Annotated in this window: 14 protein-coding genes; 5 read left to right on the top strand and 9 right to left on the bottom strand. The window is 68.5% G+C overall.

Features of this window, described 5'->3' with window-relative positions; genetic code table 11:
• Positions 1-32: 32 nt before the first annotated feature.
• Together thiC and KAH28_RS01615 are read left to right on the top strand one after the other, a co-directional pair.
• Positions 33-1,922, top strand: a complete 1,890-nt coding sequence (thiC, locus tag KAH28_RS01620) for a phosphomethylpyrimidine synthase ThiC (protein ID WP_290574057.1) — start codon at positions 33-35, stop codon at positions 1,920-1,922.
• Between the two features lie 119 nt (positions 1,923-2,041).
• A complete protein-coding gene (locus KAH28_RS01615) occupies positions 2,042-3,502 on the top strand; it encodes a Mur ligase family protein (protein ID WP_290574056.1) in 1,461 nt (486 codons plus the stop codon).
• Between the two features lie 104 nt (positions 3,503-3,606).
• On the opposite strand, the gene KAH28_RS01610 is transcribed toward KAH28_RS01615, so the two are convergent.
• The 5 genes from KAH28_RS01610 to uvrA form a co-directional block, all read right to left on the bottom strand.
• Complete coding sequence (locus KAH28_RS01610; protein ID WP_290574055.1) at positions 3,607-5,214, bottom strand: hypothetical protein; 1,608 nt, start codon at positions 5,212-5,214, stop codon at positions 3,607-3,609.
• 373 nt (positions 5,215-5,587) lie between these two features.
• Positions 5,588-8,179: a DUF1302 family protein gene (locus tag KAH28_RS01605; protein ID WP_290574054.1), complete on the bottom strand. Its 2,592-nt coding sequence runs from the start codon at positions 8,177-8,179 to the stop codon at positions 5,588-5,590.
• A gap of 256 nt (positions 8,180-8,435) precedes the next feature.
• Complete coding sequence (locus tag KAH28_RS01600; protein WP_290574053.1) at positions 8,436-10,943, bottom strand: DUF1302 family protein; 2,508 nt, start codon at positions 10,941-10,943, stop codon at positions 8,436-8,438.
• Between the two features lie 254 nt (positions 10,944-11,197).
• Positions 11,198-13,675, bottom strand: a complete 2,478-nt coding sequence (locus KAH28_RS01595; RefSeq protein ID WP_290574052.1) for a DUF1302 family protein — start codon at positions 13,673-13,675, stop codon at positions 11,198-11,200.
• A 127-nt stretch (positions 13,676-13,802) separates the two neighbouring features.
• A complete protein-coding gene (gene uvrA / locus KAH28_RS01590) occupies positions 13,803-16,637 on the bottom strand; it encodes an excinuclease ABC subunit UvrA (RefSeq protein ID WP_290574051.1) in 2,835 nt (944 codons plus the stop codon).
• 139 nt (positions 16,638-16,776) lie between these two features.
• Here uvrA and KAH28_RS01585 point away from each other — a divergent pair, with 139 nt between their 5' ends.
• Both KAH28_RS01585 and ssb read left to right on the top strand, forming a co-directional pair.
• Positions 16,777-17,946 (top strand): MFS transporter, encoded by a 1,170-nt coding sequence (locus tag KAH28_RS01585; protein ID WP_290574050.1) that lies wholly within the window; start codon positions 16,777-16,779, stop codon positions 17,944-17,946.
• 12 nt (positions 17,947-17,958) lie between these two features.
• Positions 17,959-18,429 (top strand): single-stranded DNA-binding protein, encoded by a 471-nt coding sequence (ssb, locus tag KAH28_RS01580; protein ID WP_290574049.1) that lies wholly within the window; start codon positions 17,959-17,961, stop codon positions 18,427-18,429.
• Between the two features lie 105 nt (positions 18,430-18,534).
• On the opposite strand, the gene sat is transcribed toward ssb, so the two are convergent.
• Positions 18,535-19,719, bottom strand: coding sequence for a sulfate adenylyltransferase (gene sat / locus KAH28_RS01575; RefSeq protein ID WP_290574048.1), 1,185 nt, complete (start codon positions 19,717-19,719; stop codon positions 18,535-18,537).
• 12 nt (positions 19,720-19,731) lie between these two features.
• On the bottom strand, positions 19,732-20,349 hold the full coding sequence (cysC, locus tag KAH28_RS01570) for an adenylyl-sulfate kinase (protein WP_290574047.1): 618 nt from the start codon (positions 20,347-20,349) through the stop codon (positions 19,732-19,734).
• 120 nt (positions 20,350-20,469) lie between these two features.
• Between cysC and KAH28_RS01565 the strand changes: the two genes are divergently transcribed.
• The gene (locus KAH28_RS01565; protein ID WP_290574046.1) at positions 20,470-21,363 is read left to right on the top strand and encodes a LysR substrate-binding domain-containing protein; all 894 of its coding nucleotides are present in this window, start codon (positions 20,470-20,472) and stop codon (positions 21,361-21,363) included.
• Positions 21,364-21,373: 10 nt separating this feature from the next.
• Here the strand turns inward: KAH28_RS01565 and KAH28_RS01560 are convergent, their stop codons facing one another.
• Together KAH28_RS01560 and KAH28_RS01555 are read right to left on the bottom strand one after the other, a co-directional pair.
• Complete coding sequence (locus tag KAH28_RS01560; protein WP_290574045.1) at positions 21,374-22,033, bottom strand: response regulator transcription factor; 660 nt, start codon at positions 22,031-22,033, stop codon at positions 21,374-21,376.
• The gene (locus tag KAH28_RS01555) at positions 22,030-24,270 is read right to left on the bottom strand and encodes a hypothetical protein (RefSeq protein ID WP_290574044.1); all 2,241 of its coding nucleotides are present in this window, start codon (positions 24,268-24,270) and stop codon (positions 22,030-22,032) included. Before KAH28_RS01555 ends, KAH28_RS01560 begins: the two co-directional genes overlap by 4 nt.
• Positions 24,271-24,320 lie beyond the last annotated feature (50 nt).

Genomic DNA, 24,320 nt, shown 5'->3' with positions numbered 1-24,320 from the left:
TGCCTCCGTCCGTCCGTAACCAGGAGGCCGCCATGGGCGCCAGCGCCACCACCACCGCCGACGAAGCCGTCCGCCTCCAGGCGGAGGTGTGTCGACCGTTCCCCGCCAGTCGCCGCATCTACGTACCCGCCGGAGACGGCGTGCGCGTGCCGATGCGCGAGATCGCCTGCTCGCCGACGCGCACCGAGGACGGATTGACGCCCAATGCGCCGATCACCGTCTATGACACCTCCGGGCCGTACACCGACCCGGATGCCGCCGTCGATCTGCGCGCCGGCCTGCCGCCGCTGCGTGCCGAATGGATCGCCGCGCGCGGCGACAGCGAGGCGCTGACGGGGCCCAGCTCGCTGTACGGCCGCATCCGGGCGGGCGATCCGCTCACCGAGACCCTGCGCTTCAGCGCGGTGCGCCCGCCGCGGCGCGCGCGCGCCGGCGCCAACGTCACGCAGATGCACTACGCGCGGCGCGGCATGGTCACGCCCGAGATGATCTTCGTGGCGGCGCGCGAGAACGCGCGCCTGCAGGAGCTGCGCGAAAGCTACCGGCAGGCCGGCTACCTGCGCCGCATGCACAAGGGTGAGGCCTTCGGCGCGCAGCTGCCGGACGAGGTCACGCCCGAGTTCGTGCGCGACGAGATTGCCGCCGGCCGCGCCATCCTGCCCAACAACCTCAATCACCCGGAATCCGAGCCGATGATCATCGGCCGCAACTTCCGCGTGAAGGTCAACGCCAACATCGGCAACTCGGCGGTCACCAGCTCCATCGCCGAGGAGGTCGAGAAGATGGTCTGGTCGACGCGCTGGGGCGCCGACACCGTCATGGACCTCTCCACCGGCAAGCACATCCACGAGACCCGCGAGTGGATCATCCGCAATTCGCAGGTGCCCATCGGCACCGTGCCCATCTACCAGGCGCTGGAGAAGGTGGACGGCAAGGCCGAGGCGCTGACCTGGGAGATCTTCCGCGACACGCTCATCGAGCAGGCCGAGCAGGGCGTCGACTACTTCACCATCCATGCCGGCGTCCGGCTGCCCTTCATCCCGATGACCGCCGACCGCGTCACCGGCATCGTCTCGCGCGGCGGCTCGATCATGGCCAAGTGGTGCCTCGCGCACCACGCCGAGTCCTTCCTCTACACCCGCTTCGAGGAGATCTGCGCAATCATGAAGGCCTACGATGTGGCCTTCTCGCTCGGCGACGGCCTGCGTCCGGGCTGCATCGCCGACGCCAACGACGAGGCCCAGTTCGCCGAGCTGCGCACGCTGGGCGAGCTGACGAAGATTGCCTGGGAGCACGATGTCCAGGTCATGATCGAGGGGCCCGGCCACGTGCCCATGCACATGATCCGCGAGAACATGACCGAGCAGCTGCAGCACTGCTTCGAAGCGCCCTTCTACACCCTCGGCCCGCTGACCACCGACATCGCGCCCGGCTACGACCACATCACCTCGGCGATCGGCGCCGCCAACATCGGCTGGTACGGCACCGCCATGCTGTGCTACGTCACGCCCAAGGAGCACCTCGGCCTGCCCGACAAGGACGACGTGCGCGAGGGCATCGTCACCTACAAGCTGGCCGCCCACGCCGCCGACCTCGCCAAGGGCCACCCCGGCGCGCAGGTGCGCGACAACGCGCTCTCCAAGGCGCGCTTCGAGTTCCGCTGGGAGGACCAGTTCAACCTCTCGCTGGACCCCGACAAGGCGCGCGACTTCCACGACCAGACCCTGCCGCAGGAAGGCGCCAAGCTGGCGCACTTCTGCTCGATGTGCGGGCCGCACTTCTGCTCCATGCAGATCACCCAGGAAGTCCGCGAGTACGCGCGCAGGCAGGGCCTGGACGAGAAGGAGGCGCTGGACAAGGGAATGGCCGAGAAGGCCGAGGAGTTCGCCGACACCGGGAATGCGCTGTACCGGAAGGTCTGAGCCCGGTTGTCGCGTTCCCGCCGTGAATCCGGCATCGTGATGCCGGTTGCGCGCGCCCGCATCGGCCGGTAGCCGCGACTGCTCCGCTTCTTCGGTATCCGCGCACACAAGACCACGGCATGATCGATACGTCTCGCGGTTCGGGCCCGTCGTCCACCGGGCGAGCCCTCGTCTGGTCGCTCGACGAAATCCTGCAGGTCACCGGCGGGGCACTGCTCGGTCCGGCGCCGACTCACGCCCGTCTCGGTCGCGTCGTCTATCCCATGCCGGTCCTGCGCGACGGCGACATCCTGCTGCATTGCGACGCCGCAACCTGGCCGCGGCGGCCGCGCAAGCTATCCGGCCAGGCCAGGATGACGATGGACGGCCTGCTCGATCGGGCGGCGGCGCGCCGCGCCGGCCTGGTCATCACGTCCGGTCCGGTTCCGGAGAACCCGCCGCTGCCGGTCCTGCATGTGCCCAACAGCTACGAGGCGCTCTTCCAGCTTGCTGCCCATGCACGGGCGCGCTTCGAGGGGCGCGTGATTTCGGTGACCGGGACGGCCGGCAAGAGCACGACGCGGGATCTGCTTGCCGCCCTGCTGTCGCGTCGGGGCCACTGTGTCGCGTCCTTCGCCAACTGGAACACGGTCGAAGGCAGCGCGATGTGTCTGGCCAGCCTGCCGCGGGATGCCGACTACTGCGTTGTCGAGCAGAGCGAGGAATCCATCCGCGGCCACCACGGACGCACATCGCTGGACACCGTGTATCCGCATGAGCTGGTCGTCACTGCGCTCGGTCTCGGCAACCTGTCGCGCTTTCCGACCGTGGAAGCGCTGGCACGCGTCATCACGCGCCAGATCGAGCGTCTGCCGGGTGACGGGTGGTTGTTCGTGGAAGCGGATGCGGAGGGGCGCGAGATTCTGGAAGCGGCGGCTTCCACGCCGGTTTGCACATCCGACGGCGCGGGTTTCGGGTTGGCCTGCAGCGACGCCGGCATCGACGGGATGACGCTCCGTCTGCTCGCCGGCGGTGGAGAAACCGTCTTTCGCAGCCGCGTGTTCGGTGACGGATGGCTGCGCAACATGCGCATGGCGGCTCGGGTGGCCATCGAGCACGGGGTGTCCCCCGACGCGATTGCCGACACGCTGTCCGCGATGGCACCCAAGGCCCGCAAGATGGAGCCCGTCTCGATCATGGTCGGCGGGCGCGATGCGACGCTGGTCGATGACAGCTACAACGCCGAGGAGCGCTCCTATGTCAGCGCGCTGCGCTCCTTCGCGGACGGCACGCGCGACTTCGCGAAGCGCATCGTCATAGCCGGCAAGATCGTCAACATCGAAGGTGGCGAGAAGGCGATCTACGGAACCGTTGCGAGCGCCATCCTCGCCGATCCGCCCGACCGCGTGATCCTGTTTGGCGCCGATCTCGAGCATCTCGCCGCGGCGCTGGCGCCGAGCGGACTGGCGGTCGAGGCGGAAACGCCGGAAGCGGTCGTCGCGGTGCTGGAAGACGAGGTCGCAGATTCGACCGCCATCCTGCTCAAGGGGTCCAGCCGCAATACCCGGCTGACCGAGCTGTCGCGCCTGCTTCGCGCCTGACTCCCCGGCCGCGGTGCGTGGGATGGTTCGGCGACCCTGCCGCGTTGGCGCCGGCGATGTGGCGGGGCCCCGGCGTCGCCGCGCGAGGCCCCGCGATGCCGCGCTCAGTCGATGCGCTGGAAGGACACGAAGGTGTTGCTGTCGTCGCGCGAAAGCTCCTCGATCGCGAGATCCGCGTCCGCGCGCAGCACGACCGTGTCGCCGTTCGACTTGTCGGTGGCGTAGATCACCACCGAGTCGTTGGCGTAGGGCTCGAGGCGGTCGATCTGGTAGCCGTCGAGCGGCAGGCGCGTGGCGTCATAGTTTTCGGACGGGTCGAGCCGATAGACGGCGTCGTCGGCGTCGTCGGTGCCGCTGGCGTAGATGTAGCGGGTGCCCGCGACCACTGGCTGATTGTCGTCGGGCACGAAGCCGGCCGAGCGCAGTTCCGGGAGTTCGACGAAGCCGAGCTGCGGCGTGCTGCCCGAGTAGTCGGTGGTGAGCACCAGACCGGGACCCACCGCCGCCCAGACATCCCCGGCGGCGGCGCCCTCCGAGCGCGCGAAGCCGGGGCACAGCGCTCTACCGAAGACGTTGTCTTCCGGTGTCGGAATGACGGTCTCCGCTTCGTCGACGAGCTCGGCCGCGACGGCGAGCGCGTCGTCGATCCGCAGCGCGTACAGGCGCGCGAGGCAGCTGGCGACGAAGCCATCGGAATCGTCGTCGTCGCGGACCAGGCCAGCGCTCTGGGTCACGTACAGGCCGCCGTCCAGGCCGCGGATGCCGATGGGTTGATCCGAGCCACCGCCGGCGCCATCGGTAAAGACGGTCGGCAGCCGCCCGAAGGTCGTGGTATTGAAGCCGCCGCTGTCCATGTCGAGGACCGTGATCTCGGAGCCCTCGAAGAAGCTGACGTCCCCGCCTTCGCGGTTGTAGACGATGCGGTTGCCGCCATCGGGCAGCAGGAAAGAGTATGGATTCTGGCTCGCCGGACTGACGGCGTCGACGCGCAACTCGTCACTGGCGGTGTCGGCTTGCGGCGCGCGGAACAGCGAGGCGCGCTCGGACGACGAGACGAAGAAGCCGTTCTCGTCGTAGGTATTCGTTCGCGAGGTGAAGACGACGTCGGATGCCCGCGCCCGCAGGATGTCCTGCCAGCCGTCCGAGAATGACGCATTGGCGTCATAGAAATTCTCAACGCTGAAAACGAACGGCTCCAGCTCGCGCTCGATGCGGAACACCGCGCCGTCCGACGCGCGCGCGAAGATGCCATAGTCCTCGAAGGTGTCCGGATCGCGGATCCGCGCGAAGACGAAGCCGTTGTCCAGCGCGCGGACGTACTGCGGCCGGAACTTGGTGGACGCGACCTCGTCGCCGTCGGCGTCCAGATAGCGCACGCGCACCAGAACGCCGTTCTCGTCGACCGCGTACAGGGTTTCCGGGCGCAGGTCGGCCTGACAGTAGTCGGTGCCGTTGATGGTGACCACCGTGCCCTCGTCGCCGTTCTCGTCGGTGCAGTCGACCTTGAAGCCGCCCGCGCGCGCGGTCGTGGTCGCGCCGGTGAGCACGAGACCCTTGGCCTCGGCCAGGCCGCTGAGAATCTTGACCGCGAGGGCGCCCACCACGTCGCCGCCACCGCCGCCACCGTCGCCGCCACCCCCACCACCGCCACCGCCACAGGCCCCGAGCAATATCGTGGCGACAAGCGCAAGACCACGTACGTAGATCGACATCCTGACCACCTCCCTGTTCTTGACCTTATCGAGCGGCCGATGGGGGTGCTGCCCCCGAAAGCATCGTCCGGCGCCGACTGCGCGGGACGCGCCCCTTGATGCGAGTATAGGCTGGCTCGCCGGAAGCGCCTGACCCGTCAATGGGTGGGATGTGCGCTATGTCTCGTAGCGGAAGCGGAACGCAAGAAGCCGCCTCATGGGGCGCTTTCGGGCGGGCAGGCCGCATCGGGCGCGCGCTGAAGCTGCACGATGGCGTCAGTGCCGGCGCTGCCGCTGGACGGTCGCCCGCGCGCCTCGGTGGTGCCAATGAAGAGGCCCGCGCCAGGGCGCGGGCCGAAACCGGTTGCACCCGCGCCGCCGGCGCGAGTGCGAGTCAGAACTGGTAGCGGATGAAGAATCCCAGGTTGTCCCGGTCGCGCAGCAGGTGGTTGGTGCCGCCGCCGGTGAACAGCTGGTACGAGACGTTGAACGAGAAAGCGGTCTTGTAGCGGAACTGGAAGGTGGAGTTCAGCGTCTTGCGGCCTTCCACGAAGTTGCCGCCGGGCCCCGGGGCGTTGCCGTTGATGTCGTGGCCCCAGATCAGCGTGGGCTCGATGGACAGACCCGGGAGCACCGAGTCGTAGCGGATGATGGAGACGATGCGATAGCCCCATGAGAAGGCGTGCGCGAACTGGTTGCGGTTGGCCTGGTAGGGATTGAAGCGCAGGCCGTCGGGGCCGATCGAGCAGTTGGGCGTGGTCGAGCAGGCCAGGCGCGAGCCGTCCGCGCCCGAGCCGTCGGCGCCGGCACTGGCGTGGGTGGTGCCGGACAGCGGCCCCTCGATCTGGAGTTCGTCGAAGTCCGGGAAGCCGAGGACGTGGGTGGCGCCCACTTCGTAGATCATGATGATCTGGTCGGCGCCCAGGATCGACTCGGACTGACCGTAGACGCGTGTCGCGCCCAGGTTGTACTGGAGGGTGTCGAAGGGTTCCCAGCCGCGGATGAAGCTGTTGGGTTCGTTCTCTCCCACGACGCCGCCGCGGTAGGGAATGATGAAGTTCGGGAACGAGCGCGGCGACCCCGGTGCGGCGCCGGCAGCCAGCGTCAGCGTGTCGGGGTAGGGATTGTTGCCGTCGGCATCGACGAAGTCGTTGCCCTCGTAGTAGGTGATGTCGCCGTTCTCGTCGAAGCCGAACGATGCCGAGCTGCCTGCGCAGTCGAGCTCCTCGCGGTGGCAGGCCGAGAGCGTCGGGCCCAGTGCCGCGAACGCCAGGTCGGCTACCGAGATCTGCAGCGGCAGATTGGGGCGGTAGGCAACTTCGCCCTGCAGCGAGTAGTCGGCACCGGCCGGCGTGTTGAAGCTGATGCCGAACATCTTGCGGTCCTCGGGATACTCGAGCTGGATGCGCATCGAGTCGAAGTTGACCGCGCTCGACTGCGGTTCGCCGGGCTGTGCGAAGACCAGGTTGGTCAGCGCCGGAACCAGCGATGCCAGCGAGGTGGCACCCAACTCCGGCAGCACGCCCGGGCGACGCACTGCGAGGTTGACGATGTCGGTGACGAGATTGACCGTGCCGCGGGGGCTCGACGCGATGGGCAGGTTCGGACAGGCGGCCAGGAACTCGATGGTGTTGGTGGCGTTCATGCCCATGTCGTTGCCCTGCGCGCGCGCGCAGCTGGCATCGGCGGAATAGAAGTTCGCGTACGGCAGCTTCGAGTGGTAGTTCATGAAGAAGAAGCCGAACTCGGTGCCGTAGTTGAGATTCGGCAGGAACCACTTGAGGCCGACGCCGTACTGCCCCTGGTCGCGCGCCTTGTCGTCGGCCAGCCGCGGAATGGACGCCGTGGTCGGCGTGATCGCCGACAGTGGATTGTCGAGCGGGGCGCCCAGGAAGTAGGGGTCCTCGGCGGCGCCGCCGAAGCTGGCGTTGAAGGAGCCCACGATGTTCTCGATGTCCGCCTCCGGAACACGCGGAACGCCGTCGTTGACCGGCGGCGTGCGGTCGGTGGCCGGGTCGATGCCGATGTTGGGCGTGCCGGCATCGAGAAAGGAGAAGAAGCCGCCCTGCGGCGGGATCTCCACCGAATCCCACTCGTACTGGTAGTAGCCCTCCAGCGAGATGGTGTCGGTGAGGTTGATGCTGGCGAAGGCCATGCCCACCGGCGTGAACACCTCGTCGAGCGTGAAGCCGGTGCGGTAGAGGTTGTTGACGTTCGCCGGATTGGCCTGGTTGACGCTGTTGATGACCAGCACGGTGGACTCGCCCCAGTTGACGGTCTGCCGGCCTATCCGGAACACCAGCGGGCGGTCGTCGAAGAAGGGCAGGTCGATCCTGCCGTAGAAGTTGAGGTCGAGCAGCTGGAAGTCGTTGCCGACCTGGGCCAGCGTGCGGCCCTGCTCGCGCTCGGTCCTGACGATGCCGCCGGCGCCGAAGACCTGGTTGAAGTAGCGGTTCGAGGTCGCGGTATCGCCGGTGATACCGACCGAGTCGAGATTCTCCGGCGTGACGCGGTTCGGCGCCCGCTCGGTGAAGTTGTTGTTCTCGAAGTCGTAGAAGTACAGCCAGCGTCCGAAGAAGCCGAAGTCGCCGAACTGCAGGTTGAAGTCCTGGTTGATGCGGAACGGCGCCTGGACGATGTCGCCGCGGTCGTAGTTGAGATTGCCGTCGTCGAAGTTGACGCTGGGCATGCCCGGCGCCGCCGCGAGGCGCTCGGCAGGGTGCGTCTGCTGGCGCGAGATGCCCTGGCAGGACTGGAACCCGCCTGCGCACAGGTCGGGGTCGAGATTGCCCTTGCCGACGAGATCGGCCGAACGGTCGCTGATGCGCCAGGAGGCGCCGGCCACGATGTTCGTGTTGATCTGCAGGGTGGTGTCCCGTCCCAGCCGGAAGTCGGCGGACCACGCCGACGAGGCGATCAGGACCGAGAACGCAGCGACCGCCATCCGACAGGGATGCAGTCCGGCGAAGGCGCGCGGAACCATCATGTCTCCCCCTTTTGTGTTTACCGCGCGGCCTCGGGGCGGCAGCGCTGTTCCTCTCCTCATCGAAGTCGGATCCGATGCAGCGATCCGCTCCGGCTTGTAGCCCTCGTCGCCCGATCGAACAAACCGATCGGTCGGTCGAAGGTCGACTAATGCTTGCACAAGCCCGACGGCGTGTGAAGCCCCGGGTGCTACATGCGTTCAACGAGCGCCGCCGGCGAACCTGCGGCGCGGACGGTGGGCGGGGGAGACGCCCGGTCTAGAACTGGTAGCGGATGAAGAAGCCGAGGTTGTCGCGGTCGCGCAGCAGATGGTTGGCGCCACCGCCGGTGAACAGCTGGTACGACACGTTGAACGAGGAGGCGGTCTTGTAGCGGAACTGGAAGGTGGAGTTCAGCGTCTTGCGGCCTTCCACGAAGTTGCCGCCGGGTCCCGGCGAGTTGCCGTTGATGTCGTGGCCCCAGATCAGCGTCGGCTCGATGGACAGGCCCGGGAGCACTGAGTCGTAGCGGATGATGGAGACGATGCGGTAGCCCCAGGAGAAGGCGTGCGCGAACTGGTCGCGGCTGGCCTGATAGGGGTTGAAGCGCAGACCGTCCGGCCCGACCGAGCAGGCGGGGTTGGTGGAGCACGCCTGGCGCGAGCCGTCGGCGCCCGAGCCGTCGGCGCCGGCGCTGGCATGCGTCGTCGGCGCCATCGGCCCTTCGATCTGGAGCTCGTCGAAGTCCGGGAAGCCGAGCACGTGGGTGGCGCCGAGCTCGTAGATCATGATGATCTGGTCGGCGCCGAGGATGGATTCCGACTGGCCGTAGATGCGGGTGGCGCCGAGGTTGTACTGCAGCACGTCGAAGGGCTCCCAGCCGCGGATGAAGCTGTTGGGATCGTTGGTGCCGATCTCGCGGCCGCGGTAGGGCAGCAGGAAGTTGGGGAAGGCGCGCGCCACGCCGGGCCCGGCGCCGACCGCGAGGTTGAGGGTGTCGGGGTAGGGGTGGTTGCCGTCGGCGTCGACGAAGTTGCTGTTCTCGTAGATCTGGAAGTCGCCCTGGGGGCCGACGTTGATGGTCGCGCGCGAACCCAGGCAGCCGGCTTCCTCGCGGTGGCAGATGGTGGCACTGGGGCCGAGACCCGCGAAGGCGAGGTCCACCAGCGATACCTGCAAGGGGAGGTTGGGGCGATAGGCGATCTCGCCCTGCATCGAGTAGTCCGGGCCGGCCGGCGTGTTGAAGCTGATGCCGAACATCTGGCGGTCCTCCGGATACTCGAGCTGCAGGCGCATCGAGTCGAAGGAGATGACGCTGTCCACCGGCTGGTTCGGGTTGCCGATGAGGAAGTCGGCGAGGTTCAGCGATTCCAGCGGCGTGTTGAGGCCCAGGTCGCCCACGACGCCCGGGCGGCGCGCGATGAGGTTGACCATGTCGGCGGTCAGGCGGAGCTGGCCGGGCGTGTTGAACGCGATCGGCACGTTGGAGCACACGCCGAGGAACTGGAAGGTGTTGGTCGCGTCGATGCCGCGGTCGTTGCCCGCAGCGCGCGCGCAGCTGGCATCGGCCGAGTAGATGTTGGCGTAGGGCAGCTTCGAGTGGTAGTTCATGAAGTAGAACCCGAACTCGGTGCCGTAGTTCAGGTCCGGCAGGAACCACTTCAGCGCCAGACCGTACTGTCCCTGGTGGCTGGGCTCGTCGTCCGCGATGCGCGGCACGCTGGCGGTGGTGTCGGTGAGCGCCGAGAGCGGGTTGGCAACCGGTCCGCCGAGCAGCTCGGGGTCCTCGGGCGCGCCGCCGAAGCTGGCGTTGATGACCCCGTTGATGTTGGGCGTGCCGACATCGAGGAAGCTGAAGAAGCTGCCGGGCGGCGGAATCTCGACCGCGTCCCACTCGTACTGGTAGTAGCCCTCCAGCGAGACGGTATCGGTGAGGTTGATGCTGGCGAAGGCCATGCCCACCGGCGTGAATACCTCGTCGAGCGTGAAGCCGGTGCGGAACAGGTTGTTGGTGTTGGCGGGGTTCGCCTGATTGACGCTGTTGACCACCAGCACGGTGGATTCGCCCCAGTTCACGGTCTGCCGTCCGATCCGGAAGACCAGGTCCCGGCCGCCGAAGATGGGCAGCGGCACGCGGCCGTAGAAGTTGAGGTCGAGCAGCTGGAAGTCGGTGCCCACCTGGGACAGCGTGCGGCCCTGCTTGCGCTCGTAGCGCACCGGCGCACCGGTGGAGAACACTTCGCGCAGGTAGCGGTTGGCGCCCTGGATGTCGCCGGTGATGACGACGTCGTCGCGGTTCTCGGAGGTGATGCGGTTGGGTGCGTACTGCGTGAAGTCGTTGTTCTCGAAGTCGTAGAAGTAGAGCCAGCGTCCGAAGAATCCGAAATCGCCGAACTGCAGGTTGAAGTCCTGGTTGATGCGGAACGGCGCCTGCACGATGTCGCCCTTGTCGTAGGCGAGGTTGCCGTCGTCGAAGTTGACGCTGGGCTGCCCGGGGGAATTGGCCAGCGCCTCGGCGGGATGCGTCTGCAGGCGGGCCAGGCCCTGGCAGAACTGGTTGGGCCCCGAGCAGATGTCCGGATCGAGGTTGGACTTGCCCACCAGGTCCGGTGCCCGGTCACTGATGCGCCAGGACGCACCGGCGACGATGTTGGTATTGACCTGCAGCGTCATGTCGCGGCTCAGGCGATAGTTCGCGCCCCATGAAGGTGCAGTCCCCAGAAGCGCGAGGCCGCTGACCCCGAGCGCAAGCCACTGCAGTCCGTTGCGTACCCGGCAATGCGTCATGTCTCCCCCTATTCCTCGACACGGCGGCAGGGCATGCCACCGCTCGTTTCGCACGTAGCGGTGCTCGTGCACCGCGCGATCGTCCTGTCGGTCGGGCGGCTACCGTGTCTGCGCACGCTCCCGCCCAAACTTTGACAAATGTCATAGTTGCACAGAACGTCGGGGCTGTGAAGTCCCATGTGTGCGGTAACAAAAAAGGCCACTGCCGCGTGCGGCAGTGGCCTCGTGAAACGGCCGGCGAGGGGGAAGTCGCGTCAGAACTGGTAACGAACGAAGAAGCCGAGATTGTCGCGATCGCGCAGGATGTGATTGCTGCCGCCGCCGGTGAACATCTGGTAGGCGAGGTTGAGCGACAGCGCGGTGCGGTACCGGAACTGCACGGTGGCGTTCAGGGTCTTGCGGCCCTCGATGAAGTTGGCGCCGGGCCCCGGCGAGTTGCCGTTGATGTCGTGGCCCCAGATCAGCGTGGGCTCGATCGAGATGCCGGGCAGCACCGAGTCGTAGCGGATGATGGAGACGATGCGGTAGCCCCAGGAGAAGGCGTGCGCGAACTGGTCGCGGCTGGCCTGGTAGGGGTTGAAGCGCAGGCCGTCGGGACCGACCGTGCAGGTGGGATTGGTCGAGCAGGCCAGGCGCGAGCCGTCCGCGCCCGAGCCGTCGGCGCCGGCACTGGCGTGGGTGGTGCCGGACAGCGGGCCCTCGATCTGCAGCTCGTCGAAGTCCGGGAAGCCGATCACGTGGGTGGCGCCCAGCTCGTAGATCATGATGATCTGGTCGGCGCCGAGGATGGCCTCGGACTGGCCGTAGATGCGCGTGGCGCCGAGGTTGTACTGCATCACGTCGAAGGGCTCCCAGCCGCGGATGTAGCTGTTGGCCGGGTTCTCGCCGACCACGCCGCCGCGGTAGGGGATGATGAAGTTCGGGAAGGAGCGCGCCGACCCCGGCGCCGAGCCGACGATGAGATTGATGGTGTCGGGGTAGGGATTGTTGCCGTCGGCGTCGACGAAGTCGCTGTCGCCGACGATGACGCGGTTGCCGTCGGCGTCGAAGTCGACCCCCGCGGTGGACCCGTTGCAGCCCAGCTCCTCGCGGTGGCACGCGGTCAGCGAGGGGCCGAAGGCGGCGAAGGCGAGATCCGCCACCGACACCTGCAGCGGCAGGTTCGGACGGTAGGCGACCTCGCCCTGCAGCGAGTAGTCCGGTCCTGCCGGCGTGTTGAAGCTGATGCCGAACATCTGCCGATCCTCGGGATACTCGAGCTGGATGCGCGCGGTATCGAAGCCGACGGTGTCGTTGGCGGGCTCGTCGTCGTTGTAGACCAGCAGGTTGCGCAGCGCCGGGAGCAGTGCGCCGAGGCTGCCGACGCCATAGTCGGCCAGCACGCCCGGGCGCTGCAGCGTGAGCGCGGTGAGATCGGCGGTGAGCGGACCCGAGGCGCGTGCGGCGGGCAGGTTGGGGCAGGCCTGCAGGAATTCCAGCGTGTTGCTGGCATCCATGCCCATGTCGTTGCCGCCGGCGCGGGCGCAGCTCGCGTCCGTGGAATAGAAGCTGGCGTAGGGCAGCTTCGAGTGGTAGTTCATGAAGAAGAAGCCGAACTCGGTGCCGTAGTTCAGGTCCGGCAGGAACCACTTCAGGCCGACACCGAACTGGCCCTGGTGACCGGGCTCGTTGTCGGCCAGGCGCGGGATGGTGGCGGTGGTCGGCGTGATCAGCGCCAGCGGGCTGTTGAGCGGCGTGGCGATGGCCGCCGGGTCCTCCGCCGAGCCGCCGAAGCTGGCGTTGACCGAACCGCCGATATTCGGCGTGCCCAGGTCGAGGAAGGAGAAGAAGCCGCCCGGCGGCGGGATCTCGACCGCGTCCCACTCGTACTGGTAGTAGCCCTCGAGCGACAGGAAGTCGGTGAGGTTGACGCTGGCGAAGGCCATGCCCACCGGCGTGAACACTTCGTCGAGCGTGAAGCCGGTGCGATAGAGGTTGTTGGTGTTCGCGGGGTTGGCCTGGTTGATGCTGTTGATGACCAGCACCGTGGACTCGCCCCAGTTGACGGTCTGCCGGCCGATGCGGAAGGTGAGGTCGCGGTCGCCGAAGAACGGCAGCGGCACGCGGCCGTAGAAGTTGAGGTCGAGCAGCTGGAAGTCGTTGCCCACCTGGGCGAGCGTGCGGCCCTGGTCGCGTTCACTGCGCACCACCCCGCCGGGCCCGAAGACCTGATCGAAGTAGCGATTGGCCGCCGGGTCGCCGCGCTGGCCGACCGCGTCGATGTTGTCCGGGGTGACGCGATTCGGGCTGGTCTCGGTGAAGCTGTTGTTCTCGAAGTCGTAGAAGTACAGCCAGCGCGCGAAGAAGCCGAAGTCGCCGAGCTGGACGTCCACGTCCTGGTTGATGCGGAACGGCGCCTGGACGATGTCGCCCTTGTCGTAGTTGAGGTTGCCGTCGTCGAAGTTGAGGCTCGGCATGCCCGGCGCATCGCGCAGACGCTCGGCCGGCGCGGTCTCCTCCCGGAACAGACCCTGGCAGGACTGGAAGTGCCCGCTGCACAGGCCCGGATCGAGGTTGCCCTTGCCGATGAGATCGGCGCTGCTGCCGCCGAGGCGCCACGCCGCGCCTGCCACGATGTTGGTGTTGATCACCACCGTCGCGTTCTCGGTGGAGAAGTTCATCGCCGCCACCGGCGGCGCGATGGCAGTGCAGAGCAGGATGGGCAGCGCATACAGGCACGCGGCAGGACGCATGGCAACTTCCTTGTTGTGAGGGGAGCGCGCGGGTGGCGGGCCGGGGCCACCCGAAACGGTCGTTCAATTATAGCGGCAGCCGCCGCGCCACTCCGGGGTGCACCGACGTTCGGACCGCCGGCGGTGCTCAGGCGGTCTTTCGCATCCCCAGCATCTCGGCGAGATAGCGCCCGGTGTGCGAGCGCTCCACGGTGGCCACGGCCTCCGGGCTGCCGGAGGCGATTACCTCGCCGCCGCCGTCGCCGCCTTCCGGACCCATGTCGATGATCCAGTCGGCGCGCTTGATGACGTCGAGGTTGTGCTCGATGACGACCACGGTGTTGCCGGAATCGCGCAGCGTCTCGATGACCTTGAGCAGCTGTGCGACATCGTGGAAGTGCAGACCGGTGGTGGGCTCGTCGAGGATGTAGAGCGTCTGCCCGGTGCTGCGCTTGGCAAGCTCTCGTGCCAGCTTGACGCGCTGCGCCTCGCCGCCGGACAGGGTGGTCGCGCGCTGGCCCAGCGTGACGTAGCTGAGGCCCACTTCCATCAGGGTCTGCAGCTTCCGGTGCAGCGCCGGCACCGGCGCGAAGAACTCGGTGGCTTCCTCCACCGTCATCTCCAGGACTTCGTCGATGGTCCGCCCCTTGTAGCGGATCTCCAGCGTCTCGCGGTTGTAGCGCCGGCCCTGGCAGACGTCGCAGGTGACGTAGACATCGGGCAGGAAGTGCATCTCGACCTTGATGACGCCGTCGCCCTGGCAGGCCTCGCAGCGTCCGCCCTTGACGTTGAACGAGAAGCGCCCCGGCGTGTAGCCGCGTGCCCGCGACTCGGGGACGCCCGCGAACAGCTCGCGGATGGGCGTGAACAGGCCGGTGTAGGTGGCCGGGTTCGAGCGCGGCGTGCGGCCGATGGGCGCCTGGTTGATGTCGATGACCTTGTCGAGGTGCTGCAGGCCCTCGATGGCGCCCATCGGTGCCGGGCGCGTGGCCGCGCCGTTGAGCTCGCGGGCGGTGGCCGCGTACAGCGTGTCGTTGATGAGCGTCGACTTGCCGGAGCCGGAGACCCCGGTCACGCAGGTGAACAGCCCCAGCGGTAGCTCCGCGGTGACCTTCTTGAGGTTGTTGCCGGTGCAGTCCTTGAGCGTCAGCCAGCGGTTCCGGGTCGGCTTGTGGCGCCGCTGCGGGACGGCGATGGCCTCGGCGCCCGAGAGGTAGCGGCCGGTCCACGACCCGTCGTTGGCGGCGACCTCGTCGGGCGTGCCCTGCGCTACGATGTGGCCGCCGTGCACGCCGGCCCCGGGCCCGATGTCGAGGACATGGTCGGCGCTGCGGATGGCCTCCTCGTCGTGCTCCACCACCAGCACGGTGTTGCCCAGATCGCGCAGGCGGGTCAGCGTGTTGAGCAGGCGCTGGTTGTCGCGCTGGTGCAGCCCGATGCTGGGCTCGTCGAGGACATACATGACGCCCACCAGCCCGGCACCGATCTGACTGGCCAGCCGGATGCGCTGGGCCTCGCCGCCGGACAGCGTATCGGCGCTGCGCGCGAGGTTCAGATAATCGAGGCCGACGTTGTTGAGGAAGCCGAGCCGGTCGACGATCTCCTTGAGGATCTTCTCGGCGATGCGGCCGCGGTGCCCGGGCAGTTCGAGCTGCGAGAACCAGCCCTCGGCGTCGCGGATCGACATGCGCGTCAGCGCCGGCAGGTTGTGCCCGGCCACGAAGACGTTGCGCGCGGCGCGGTTGAGGCGGTCGCCGCCGCAGGACGGGCACGGCTTGTCGGACAGGAAGCGCGCCAGCTCCTCGCGTACCGCCTCGGATTCGGTCTCGCGGTAGCGCCGCTGCAGATTGGCGAGCACGCCCTCGAAGCGGTGCGTCTTGGTGGTCGAGCGCCCGCGGATGCCGGGATAGCGGAAGCGGATCTTCTCATCGCCGCTGCCGTTGAGCAGCAGGTCGCGGTGCCCTTCCGGCAGCTCGTTGAACGGGCAGTCGAGATCGATGTGCGCGTGCTCGGCCAGCGACTTGAGCAGCGCCCAGTAGTACGGGTTGCGCCGGTCCCAGCCGCGGATGGCACCGGCGGCCAGCGACAGCTCGGGATGCGCCACCACGCGATCCGGGTCGAATACCTGCTGCTGGCCGAGGCCGTCGCATTCCTCGCAGGCACCGTGCGGTGCGTTGAACGAGAACAGGCGCGGCTCCAGCTCGGAGAGCGCGTAGCCGCAGTGCGGGCAGGCCATGCGCGACGAGAAGGTCATCTCGGCGGCCTCGTGCCGGTAGGGCACGACGTGGGCCAGACCGTCGGCGACGCGCAGCGCGGTCTCGAAGGATTCCGCCAGGCGCTGGCGCAGATCCTCGCGCACCTTGAAGCGGTCCACGACGATGTCGATGTCGTGCTTGGTGCGCCGATTGAGCACCGGCACCTCGTCGAGCTCGTAGACGGTGCCGTCGACGCGGGCGCGCACGAAGCCCTGCGCGCGCATGCCGTTGAAGACCTCCAGATGCTCGCCCTTGCGGCCGCGCACCACCGGTGCGCACAGCAGCCACGCCGAGCCCGCCTCGAGCGCGAGCACGCTGTCCACCATCTGCGAGACCTCCATGGCCTCGAGGGCCACGCCGTGGTCCGGGCAGCGCGGCGTGCCGACGCGCGCAAACAGCAGACGCAGGTAGTCGTGGATCTCGGTGACCGTGCCCACCGTCGATCGCGGATTGTGCGAGGTCGACTTCTGCTCGATCGAGATCGCCGGCGACAGCCCTTCGATGGAATCGACGTCCGGCTTCTGCATCATCGACAGGAACTGCCGCGCATAGGCCGAAAGTGACTCGACATAGCGGCGCTGGCCCTCCGCGTAGAGCGTGTCGAAGGCGAGGCTGGACTTGCCGGAGCCGGACAGGCCGGTGATCACGGTCAGTCTGTCGCGCGGAATGTCGACGGCGACGTTCTTGAGATTGTGCGTGCGCGCGCCGCGGATGCGGATGACGTCCATGGCGGGAGAGAGTCGGTCGGAGGCAATCTACTAATATACGTCCATGCGCAAGCGGCAGCGCCGCCGTGGATGCGCTGACCAGCGCGCGTGGCAGTGTCGCCACCGCCGAAGCCCCACGTTCCTCATTCCCGGATCGCCGATGACCTCCACCGAGTGGCGCGCCACTCTCGGCCTCTCCGCCGTATACGCACTGCGCATGTTCGGCCTCTTCATGGTGCTGCCGGCCTTCGCGCCCTATGCCGCCCGCCTCGACGGCGGCGATTTCGCCCTGCTGGTCGGCCTGGCGCTGGGCGTCTACGGCCTCACCCAGGCGGTCTGCCAGATCCCCTTCGGCCTGGCGTCGGACCGCTTCGGGCGCAAGCCGGTGATTGTCGCGGGGATGGCGATCTTCGCCGCCGGCTCGGTACTGGCCGGTACCGCCGACACCATCGCCGGCCTCATCGCCGGGCGCGCGCTGCAGGGCGCCGGCGCCATCACCGCCGCTGCCGCGGCGCTGGTCGCCGATGTCACGCGGCCCCAGGTCCGCACCATGGCGATGGCCATCCTGGGCGCCGGCATGGGCGCTGCATTCGTGATCGCACTGGTGGCGGGGCCGCCGATCGCGGGCCTGATCGGTGTCGACGGCATCCTCGTCGGCGCCGGCGTCCTGAGCGTTGCCGCGATCGCCGTCGTCATCTGGGTGGTGCCGGCATCGCCGGCGGCGCGCGCCGAGTCGTCGGCCCTCGGGCCGGTGCTGCGCAATACCGATCTCTGGCACCTGCACGGCGGCATCTTCCTGCTGCACGCGCTGCTCACCGCCAGCTTCGTCCTCTTCCCGGGCATCTTCGAGCGCGCGCTGTCGCTGGACGTCACCGCGCAGTGGCGCATCTACCTGCCGGTCATGGTGGGCGCGCTGGCAGTGGTGCTGCCGCTGATGCGCTGGGCCGATCTGCGCGGGCGCGTGCGCGAGCTGCTGGCGGGCGCGGTGGTGACGCTGCTGGCGGCCTGCCTGCTGGTGGGGCTCGGGACCCGCGGCGTGCCCATCCTCATCGCCGGGATCGCGCTGTACTTCACCGCTTTCAATTATCTGGAAGGCGCGCTGCCGTCGCTGGTCTCGCGTCGCGCACCGGACGAGAGCCGCGGCGCCGCGCTCGGCCTGTACGCCACCGCGCAGTTCCTCGGCGCCTTCTGCGGCGGCCTCCTCGGCGGCACCGTCGCGGGGCTGGGCGACTGGGCCGGCAACGGCTTCGTCCTGCTCGCGATACTGCCGCTGCTATGGTGTACTTTCGTTTTCCGGTTGCAGCCCGAGCGGCCGCACGCATCCACCTAGGGAGTCATCGACATGGCACGCGGCATCAACAAGGTGATCCTCGTCGGCAATCTCGGCCAGGATCCGGAGGTGCGCTACACCGCCAACGGCACGGCCGTGGCCAACCTCCGGATCGCCACCAGCGAGACCTGGCGCGACAAGCAGAGCGGCGAGCAGCGCGAGAACACCGAGTGGCATACCGTGGTGCTGTTCGGCAAGACCGCCGAGATCGCCAGCCAGTACCTCAAGAAGGGCCGGCAGGTGTACATCGAGGGCCGTCTGCAGACCCGCAAGTGGCAGGACAAGTCGGGCAACGACCGCTTCTCGACCGAGGTCGTCGCCAACGACATGCAGATGCTGGGCGGCGGCGGTCCCGGCGGCGGCGGTGGCAGCGCCAGCTACGACGACGGCCCCTCCATGAGCCGCGGCGGCGGCCAGTCCGCCCCGCCGCAGCAGCGCGAGCCCGCCGGGCAGAGCTTCGAGGACGACGACATCCCGTTCTGACGGGCAGCCTCGCGCCCGTCCGCCGGGCGGCATCGCATGCATCGCTGAAACGACGACGGCGGCCACCGGGCCGCCGTCGTCATTGATGCGTCGTCGCGGTGGGGCTCAGGCCTTCAGCGACTGGTAGTACTCGGAGAGGATCGCCGCGACTTCCGGGCGCGAGAACTCGGGCGGCGGGGCGATGCCCTTGCCCAGCATCTCGCGCACCGCGGTGCCCGACAGCAGCACGAAGTCCTCCTTGGTGTGGTCGGGGGCATCGCACATCATCACGACGCGGTCGAGCTTCTTGCTGTAGGCGGTGTGGTCGGCGTTGAAGATATCGATCTCCAGCGCGCCCTCCGGCACTTCGTCCCGGAAGATGGTCTGTGCGTCGAAGGGCCCGTAGTAGTCGCCGACGCCGGCATGGTCGCGTCCCACGATGAGATGCGTGCAGCCGCTGTTCTGGCGGAACAGTGCGTGCAGCACGGCCTCGCGCGGGCCGGCATAGAGCATGTCGAAGCCGTAGCCGGCGATCATCACGGTGTTGGGCGGGAAGTACTGCTTGACCATGGTGCGGATGGCGGCATCGCGCACGTCGGCCGGGATGTCCCCGGGCTTGAGCTTGCCCAGCAGCATGTGGATGAGGATGCCGTCGGCGCCGAGCGCGTCCTTGGCCATCCGGCACAGCTCCTCGTGGGCGCGGTGCATGGGGTTGCGGGTCTGGAAGGCGACCACCTTCTCCCAGCCGCGCTCGGCGATCTCGGCGCGGATCTGCACGGCGGTGCGGAAGGTGTCCGGGAAGTCCTTCTCGAAGTACGAGAAGTTGAGCACCTGGATGGGCCCGGACAGCATGGTGCGGCCCAGCGACGCGAAGGTGGCGACGCCGGGGTGGCCCTCGTCGCGCGTGCGGAAGATGTGGCCGGACATGAAGGCGATCTGCTCGTCGGTGACCGCCTCGGCGGCCTCGACGTCCATCACCGCCAGCACCGGGTTCCCCGGCACGTTGGGATCGCGCAGCGCGATGCGGCTGCCGGCCTCGACGGCCTCGTCGGTGAGATTGACGATGGGCACCGGGAAGAACAGACCGTCGCTGGTGCGCATGTGCTCGGCGACGCTGAGCGCGTCGGCCAGGTCCATGTAGCCGGTCAGCGGGTTGAAGTAGCCGCCGCCCAGCATCACCGCATTGGCGGCCGCCGCCGAGTTGAGCAGGATGGAGGGCAGCGTCTCGGCCTCGGCGGCGAGGGCGGCGCGCGCCTGCGCGTCGTCGACGAACAGGGCATTCAGCGTTTCGGAACCGTGGGGCTTGATCATCGGGGGACTCCGCTACTTGTTGAGGATGCCGCGCGCGCGCAGGGCATCCAGGATGGTGGCGACCTCGTCCTCGAGGCTCTGCTCGTCGGTGTGGAGGTGGATCTCGGGCTTCTCGGGCGCCTCGTAGGGGTCGTCGATGCCGGTGAAGTTCTTGATCTCGCCGGCGCGCGCCTTCTTGTAGAGGCCCTTGGGATCGCGCTCCTCGGCCGTGGAGAGCGGACAGTCCACGAAGATCTCGATGAAGTCCATGCCGGATTCGTCGTGCAGCGCGCGCACCTTGTCGCGGTCGGCGCGGTAGGGGCTGACGAAGCTGCTCAGCGCGATCTGGCCGCTGTCGACGAAGAGCTTGGCGACCTCGCCGATGCGGCGGATGTTCTCGGCACGGTCCTCGGCCGAGAAGCCGAGATTGCGGTTGATGCCCATGCGCACGTTGTCGCCGTCCAGGCGGTAGGCCTGCACGCCGAGCTGGAAGAGGGCGCCTTCCAGGGCCACGGCGACGGTGCTCTTGCCGCTGCCGGACAGGCCGGTGAACCAGAGGGTGGCGCCGCGATGGCCGCAGCGCTCGGCGCGCTGGTCGCGCGTGACCTCGCCGTGGTGCCAGTGGACGTTGGTGGCTTTCTGTTCGGTCACGTTGATGATCGTCCGGGAAGGGGGTGCGAGAGCTTATGCCGGAGCGGCCGTCATGTGAATCAGGATATTCGGGTTGCTAGTATCGGTTTTCCCGATAGTCGGAACGAGCCCGCGGCACGCATGAAATTCACCCTGCGGCAATTGCGCATCTTCCTGGCGGTGGCGCGCTACCGCACCATCTCGCGTGCCGCGGAGACGCTGCATATGTCGCAGTCGGCGGCCAGCGAGGCGCTGCTCAATCTGGAGCAGGCCTACGGCGTGCACCTGTTCGAGCGCGTCGGCAACCGGCTGCAGCTCAGTGCCGTGGGGCACACCGTGCGCCGCGAGGCCGAGAACCTGCTGCGCCAGGCCGAAGCGCTGGACACCATGCTGCAGCGGCACACCGAGCTGGGGCACATCCGCGTCGCCGCCAGCTTCACCATCGGCAACCATCTGGCCACGCGCTACATGGCGGGCTATCTGGAGCGCTATCCCGATGCCGAGATCGCGCTCGACGTCGCCAGCTCGCCCGAAGTCGCGGAGAAGGTGCTCAACTACGACGTCGACATCGGCATGGTCGAGGGCGAGATCCAGCACCGCGAGCTCGAGCTCGTTCCGTGGCGCGAGGACGAGCTGGTGGTGTTCTGCTCGGTGCACCATCCGCTGGCGCGCAAGCGGACCCTCAGCACCGCCGACATCAAGCGTGCGCCGTGGATCCTGCGCGAGCCGGACTCCGGTGCCCGGCACACCTTCGACCGCGCGCTGGCGGGTTTGCTGCCCGAGATCGACATCTACATGGAGCTGCGCCACAACGAGGCCATCAAGAACGCGGTGGAGTCCGGCCTCGGCATCGGCTGCCTGTCCGAGATCGTGCTGCGCAAGAACTTCGCGAGCGGCGATCTGGTGCCGCTGCGCCTGCCGCGGCGGGACATGCGCCGGACCTTCTACTTCGCCCTGCCCAAGAGCGGGCAGCCGTCCGATGCGGTGCGCTACTGGATGCAGACCTGCCGCGATACCGACGCCCAGACGGCGTGACGGCGATGCGCTACAGCGTGGGCGCGATCAGTCCCATGCGGGCGGCAGCCAGTGCGGCTTCCGCGCGCGAGTTGACCTCGAGCTTGCGGTAGACGCTCTTGATGTATCCGGCCGCCGTGTTGCGCGTGACGCCGAGCGTATCCGCGACCTCGTTGAGCCGGTAGCCCTTGGCGATGAGGATCAGCGTCTCGCGCTCGCGCGGCGACAGCTTGTCCGGCTGCACGGGTGCTCCGTCAGCGGTGTCGGGCGCGAACATGCGCAGCAGCCGGCGGGCGATGGTCGGGGACAGGGGCGCCTCGCCGTCGCCGATGCCGCGCAGCCGGGCGAGCAGCCGGTCGCGCGGCTGCTCCTTGAGCAGATAGCCGCGGGCACCCGCGCGCAGCGCCGGGAACAGGTGCGCGTCGTCGTCGTAGATGGTGGTGATGATGCACTCGCAGGCCGGATGCAGATGGCGCAGTCCCGCCAGCAGATCGATGCCGCTGCCGTCGGGAAGCCCCAGATCGATGAGCGCGATATCGGGCCTGATGCGGGCCAGCACGTCGCGCGCGGACGCCAGCGATTCCGCCGGCGACACCGCGATGCCGGGAAAGGCTTCCACGAGGATATCCCCGAGCCAGCGCCGCGTTTCGGGCAGATCCTCGACAAGCAGCGCGGTCCGGAAGGTCGTCATGTCCCCTGCATGTCCCTGGGTTCGGTTGCCACCAGCGCCACAGTCTCTGCCCCGGCACCGGTGGCCGCCACCCCGTCAACGGGGGAGGCTGGCGCGCGCCCGCCGCGCAGGGGTACCTGCCAGCGCGTTACCAGGCTGGCGCCGTCGGCAGCCCACCAGACCCGACCGTCCAGACGCCCGATGCGCTGGCGCAGGTTGCTCAGGCCCAGCGATTCGGTCCATGTCTCGGGCGGCACGCCCGAATAGGCGTGGCGGCAGGCGACCGCCAGTGCGCCGTCGTCGGTCAGCCCGATGGCGAGCTCGATCCGGTCCGGGGCCGAGTGACGCAGCGCGTTGCTCAGCACCTCGCGCAGCACGCGCGAGAGCGCCAGTGCGGTGGCGCCGTCGACCCGCACATCGGGCAGCGATTCGGGCGCGTTCCAGGCCAGGTCGGTGCCGGCGGCATCACAGCGTTCCGCCGCCTCGGCGCGCCAGTCGCCCAGCAGTTCCTCGAGCAGGCACGCCGGCGCGCGCATGCTGTGCACGACATCGCGCAGCATGGCCAGCGCCTCGCGGGCCCCGTCGGCATGCTCGCCGGGCAGGCGGTGACTCATGGTGAGCAGGCGCGCGCCGACGTCGTCGTGCAGATCGCGCGCGACCCGCTCGCGCTCGCGGGCGATGCCGTCCTCGATCTGGCCGCGATAGGTGAGCACCTCGTCGAACAACCGCCGGAGATCGCCGATCACCCGCAGGTCGCTGCGCCGGAAGAGGCGTTCGCCGCCGCCGCAGTAGCGCATGCGCAGCGCCGGGAGCTGCCCGTGCCGCGCCACCAGCATCGACAGCCCGCTCTCCTGGATGGTGTCGGCGCTGCCGTTCGCCTCCGGCACGCGCTCGATGGCCAGCGGGCGGAACATGTCGTGGAGCAGGTGCGTCCAGGTCGCTACCGGATCGCGCTCGCGGCCCGACAGGGCGTCGGTGACCTTCGCGATCAGCGCCGCCGGCGTCACGTCGCGGCGCTGCTTCTGCAGGCGCGTCATCAGCCACTGCCGGATCGGCATGTAGAGCCAGCCCGCCAGCGCCAGCGAGACCAGCAGCGCGGTGCTGTCGTCGAAGCGCAGCAGCTGGATCAGCAGCAGGTCGAGCACGATCAGCGCCGATCCGCCCAGGAAGACGACCCAGGCGCCGAACCACCAGCGGTCGAGCTCGAACAGGCGGTAGCGTGCGATCGCGAGCGCGACGCCGGCATAGATGAACAGGAAGAAGCCGAAGGTGTAGGCCTGGGTGGCACCGGTGTCGATGCCGAAGAGCACCGGCACCAGCGACACCATCAGGAACAGGCCCGATCCCAGCAGCCAGGCCGACAGGAAGGCGGACAGCGCGGCGCGATCGTAGGCGTCGCCGCGCGCGCGGCGCCACTGCAGCGCGCCGAGGACGCAGGTCACCAGGTAGCCCGCGAGGATCGGGCCGTGCATGACCAGGTGCACGTCGTCCTGCAGGCGCAGCCATACCGATGCAGCCAGCGCCATATAGAGTGCCACCGCGATGCTGCCCAGGGGTGCGCGTCCGAGGCGGCGGGGGTAGTGCCACATCGCCGCGATGAAGCAGCCGCAGAAGAGTAGGCTGCCGCTCTGGTTGGTCGCCGAGAGCGCGCGGAAAAGATCCCCGTCGATGGCCAGCTCGCGGCTGCTGTAGATCGACGCCGCGGTCGCGGCCAGGCTCAGCCCGACACCGGTGAGCGCGAAGTAGCGCGCCGCCGGATCGCGCCAGCGGAAGGCGAGCACGCTGGCCCCGCCGAGCAGGCCGCCCACCGCACAGATCAGCTGGAACCAGAAGATGAAGGGCAGGTCCGCCACCGGTCGATGGTCGGTCATGTGCAGCGCCACCCGGCGACCGTCCGCGAGGCGGACGCGCAGGGTATCCGTCCGCATCAGGGCGGCGATCGCGCTCTGGCGCGCGAAGAAGGCGTCCATGGCGCTGTAGCGCGCGAAGCGGGCATCGGGTTCCGGGCTCAGATCCTCGGCGCCGAGGGGGATGGTCCCGCCGTCCGGCGCCAGCAGCGCGACCAGCCGGTCGCCGTCGGACAGCCCCGGGTGGCGCGTGATGCCGTCCACCTGCAGGCCGGGCCCCTGGTCGGGAGCCAGCAGCGTGATGCCCAACCCCGGTTGCCGGGTCGCCAGCGCGATCGCCACGGCAACCAGCAGCGCCGCCAGCAGGACGCTGGTGCTGATCACGGTCTGCGGGCGGAAGATCTCCGGCACGGGTGAGGCTCCGTTCGGCGGCGGCGAGCCGATCCGGCAAGCATAGCCAC

This window comes from Algiphilus sp., from assembly GCF_023145115.1.
Classification (GTDB): domain Bacteria; phylum Pseudomonadota; class Gammaproteobacteria; order Nevskiales; family Nevskiaceae; genus Algiphilus.
This window is presented reverse-complemented; position numbering and strand designations above follow the sequence as displayed.

Bases quoted from the DNA above. Each gene is read 5' to 3' on its own strand.
- thiC (WP_290574057.1), top strand. From the start codon at position 33: ATGGGCGCCAGCGCCACCACCACCGCCGACGAAGCCGTCCGCCTCCAG.
- KAH28_RS01615 (WP_290574056.1), top strand. From the start codon at position 2,042: ATGATCGATACGTCTCGCGGTTCGGGCCCGTCGTCCACCGGGCGAGCC.
- KAH28_RS01610 (WP_290574055.1), bottom strand. From the start codon at position 5,214: ATGTCGATCTACGTACGTGGTCTTGCGCTTGTCGCCACGATATTGCTC.
- KAH28_RS01605 (WP_290574054.1), bottom strand. From the start codon at position 8,179: ATGATGGTTCCGCGCGCCTTCGCCGGACTGCATCCCTGTCGGATGGCG.
- KAH28_RS01600 (WP_290574053.1), bottom strand. From the start codon at position 10,943: ATGACGCATTGCCGGGTACGCAACGGACTGCAGTGGCTTGCGCTCGGG.
- KAH28_RS01595 (WP_290574052.1), bottom strand. From the start codon at position 13,675: ATGCGTCCTGCCGCGTGCCTGTATGCGCTGCCCATCCTGCTCTGCACT.
- uvrA (WP_290574051.1), bottom strand. From the start codon at position 16,637: ATGGACGTCATCCGCATCCGCGGCGCGCGCACGCACAATCTCAAGAAC.
- KAH28_RS01585 (WP_290574050.1), top strand. From the start codon at position 16,777: ATGACCTCCACCGAGTGGCGCGCCACTCTCGGCCTCTCCGCCGTATAC.
- ssb (WP_290574049.1), top strand. From the start codon at position 17,959: ATGGCACGCGGCATCAACAAGGTGATCCTCGTCGGCAATCTCGGCCAG.
- sat (WP_290574048.1), bottom strand. From the start codon at position 19,719: ATGATCAAGCCCCACGGTTCCGAAACGCTGAATGCCCTGTTCGTCGAC.
- KAH28_RS01565 (WP_290574046.1), top strand. From the start codon at position 20,470: ATGAAATTCACCCTGCGGCAATTGCGCATCTTCCTGGCGGTGGCGCGC.
- KAH28_RS01560 (WP_290574045.1), bottom strand. From the start codon at position 22,033: ATGACGACCTTCCGGACCGCGCTGCTTGTCGAGGATCTGCCCGAAACG.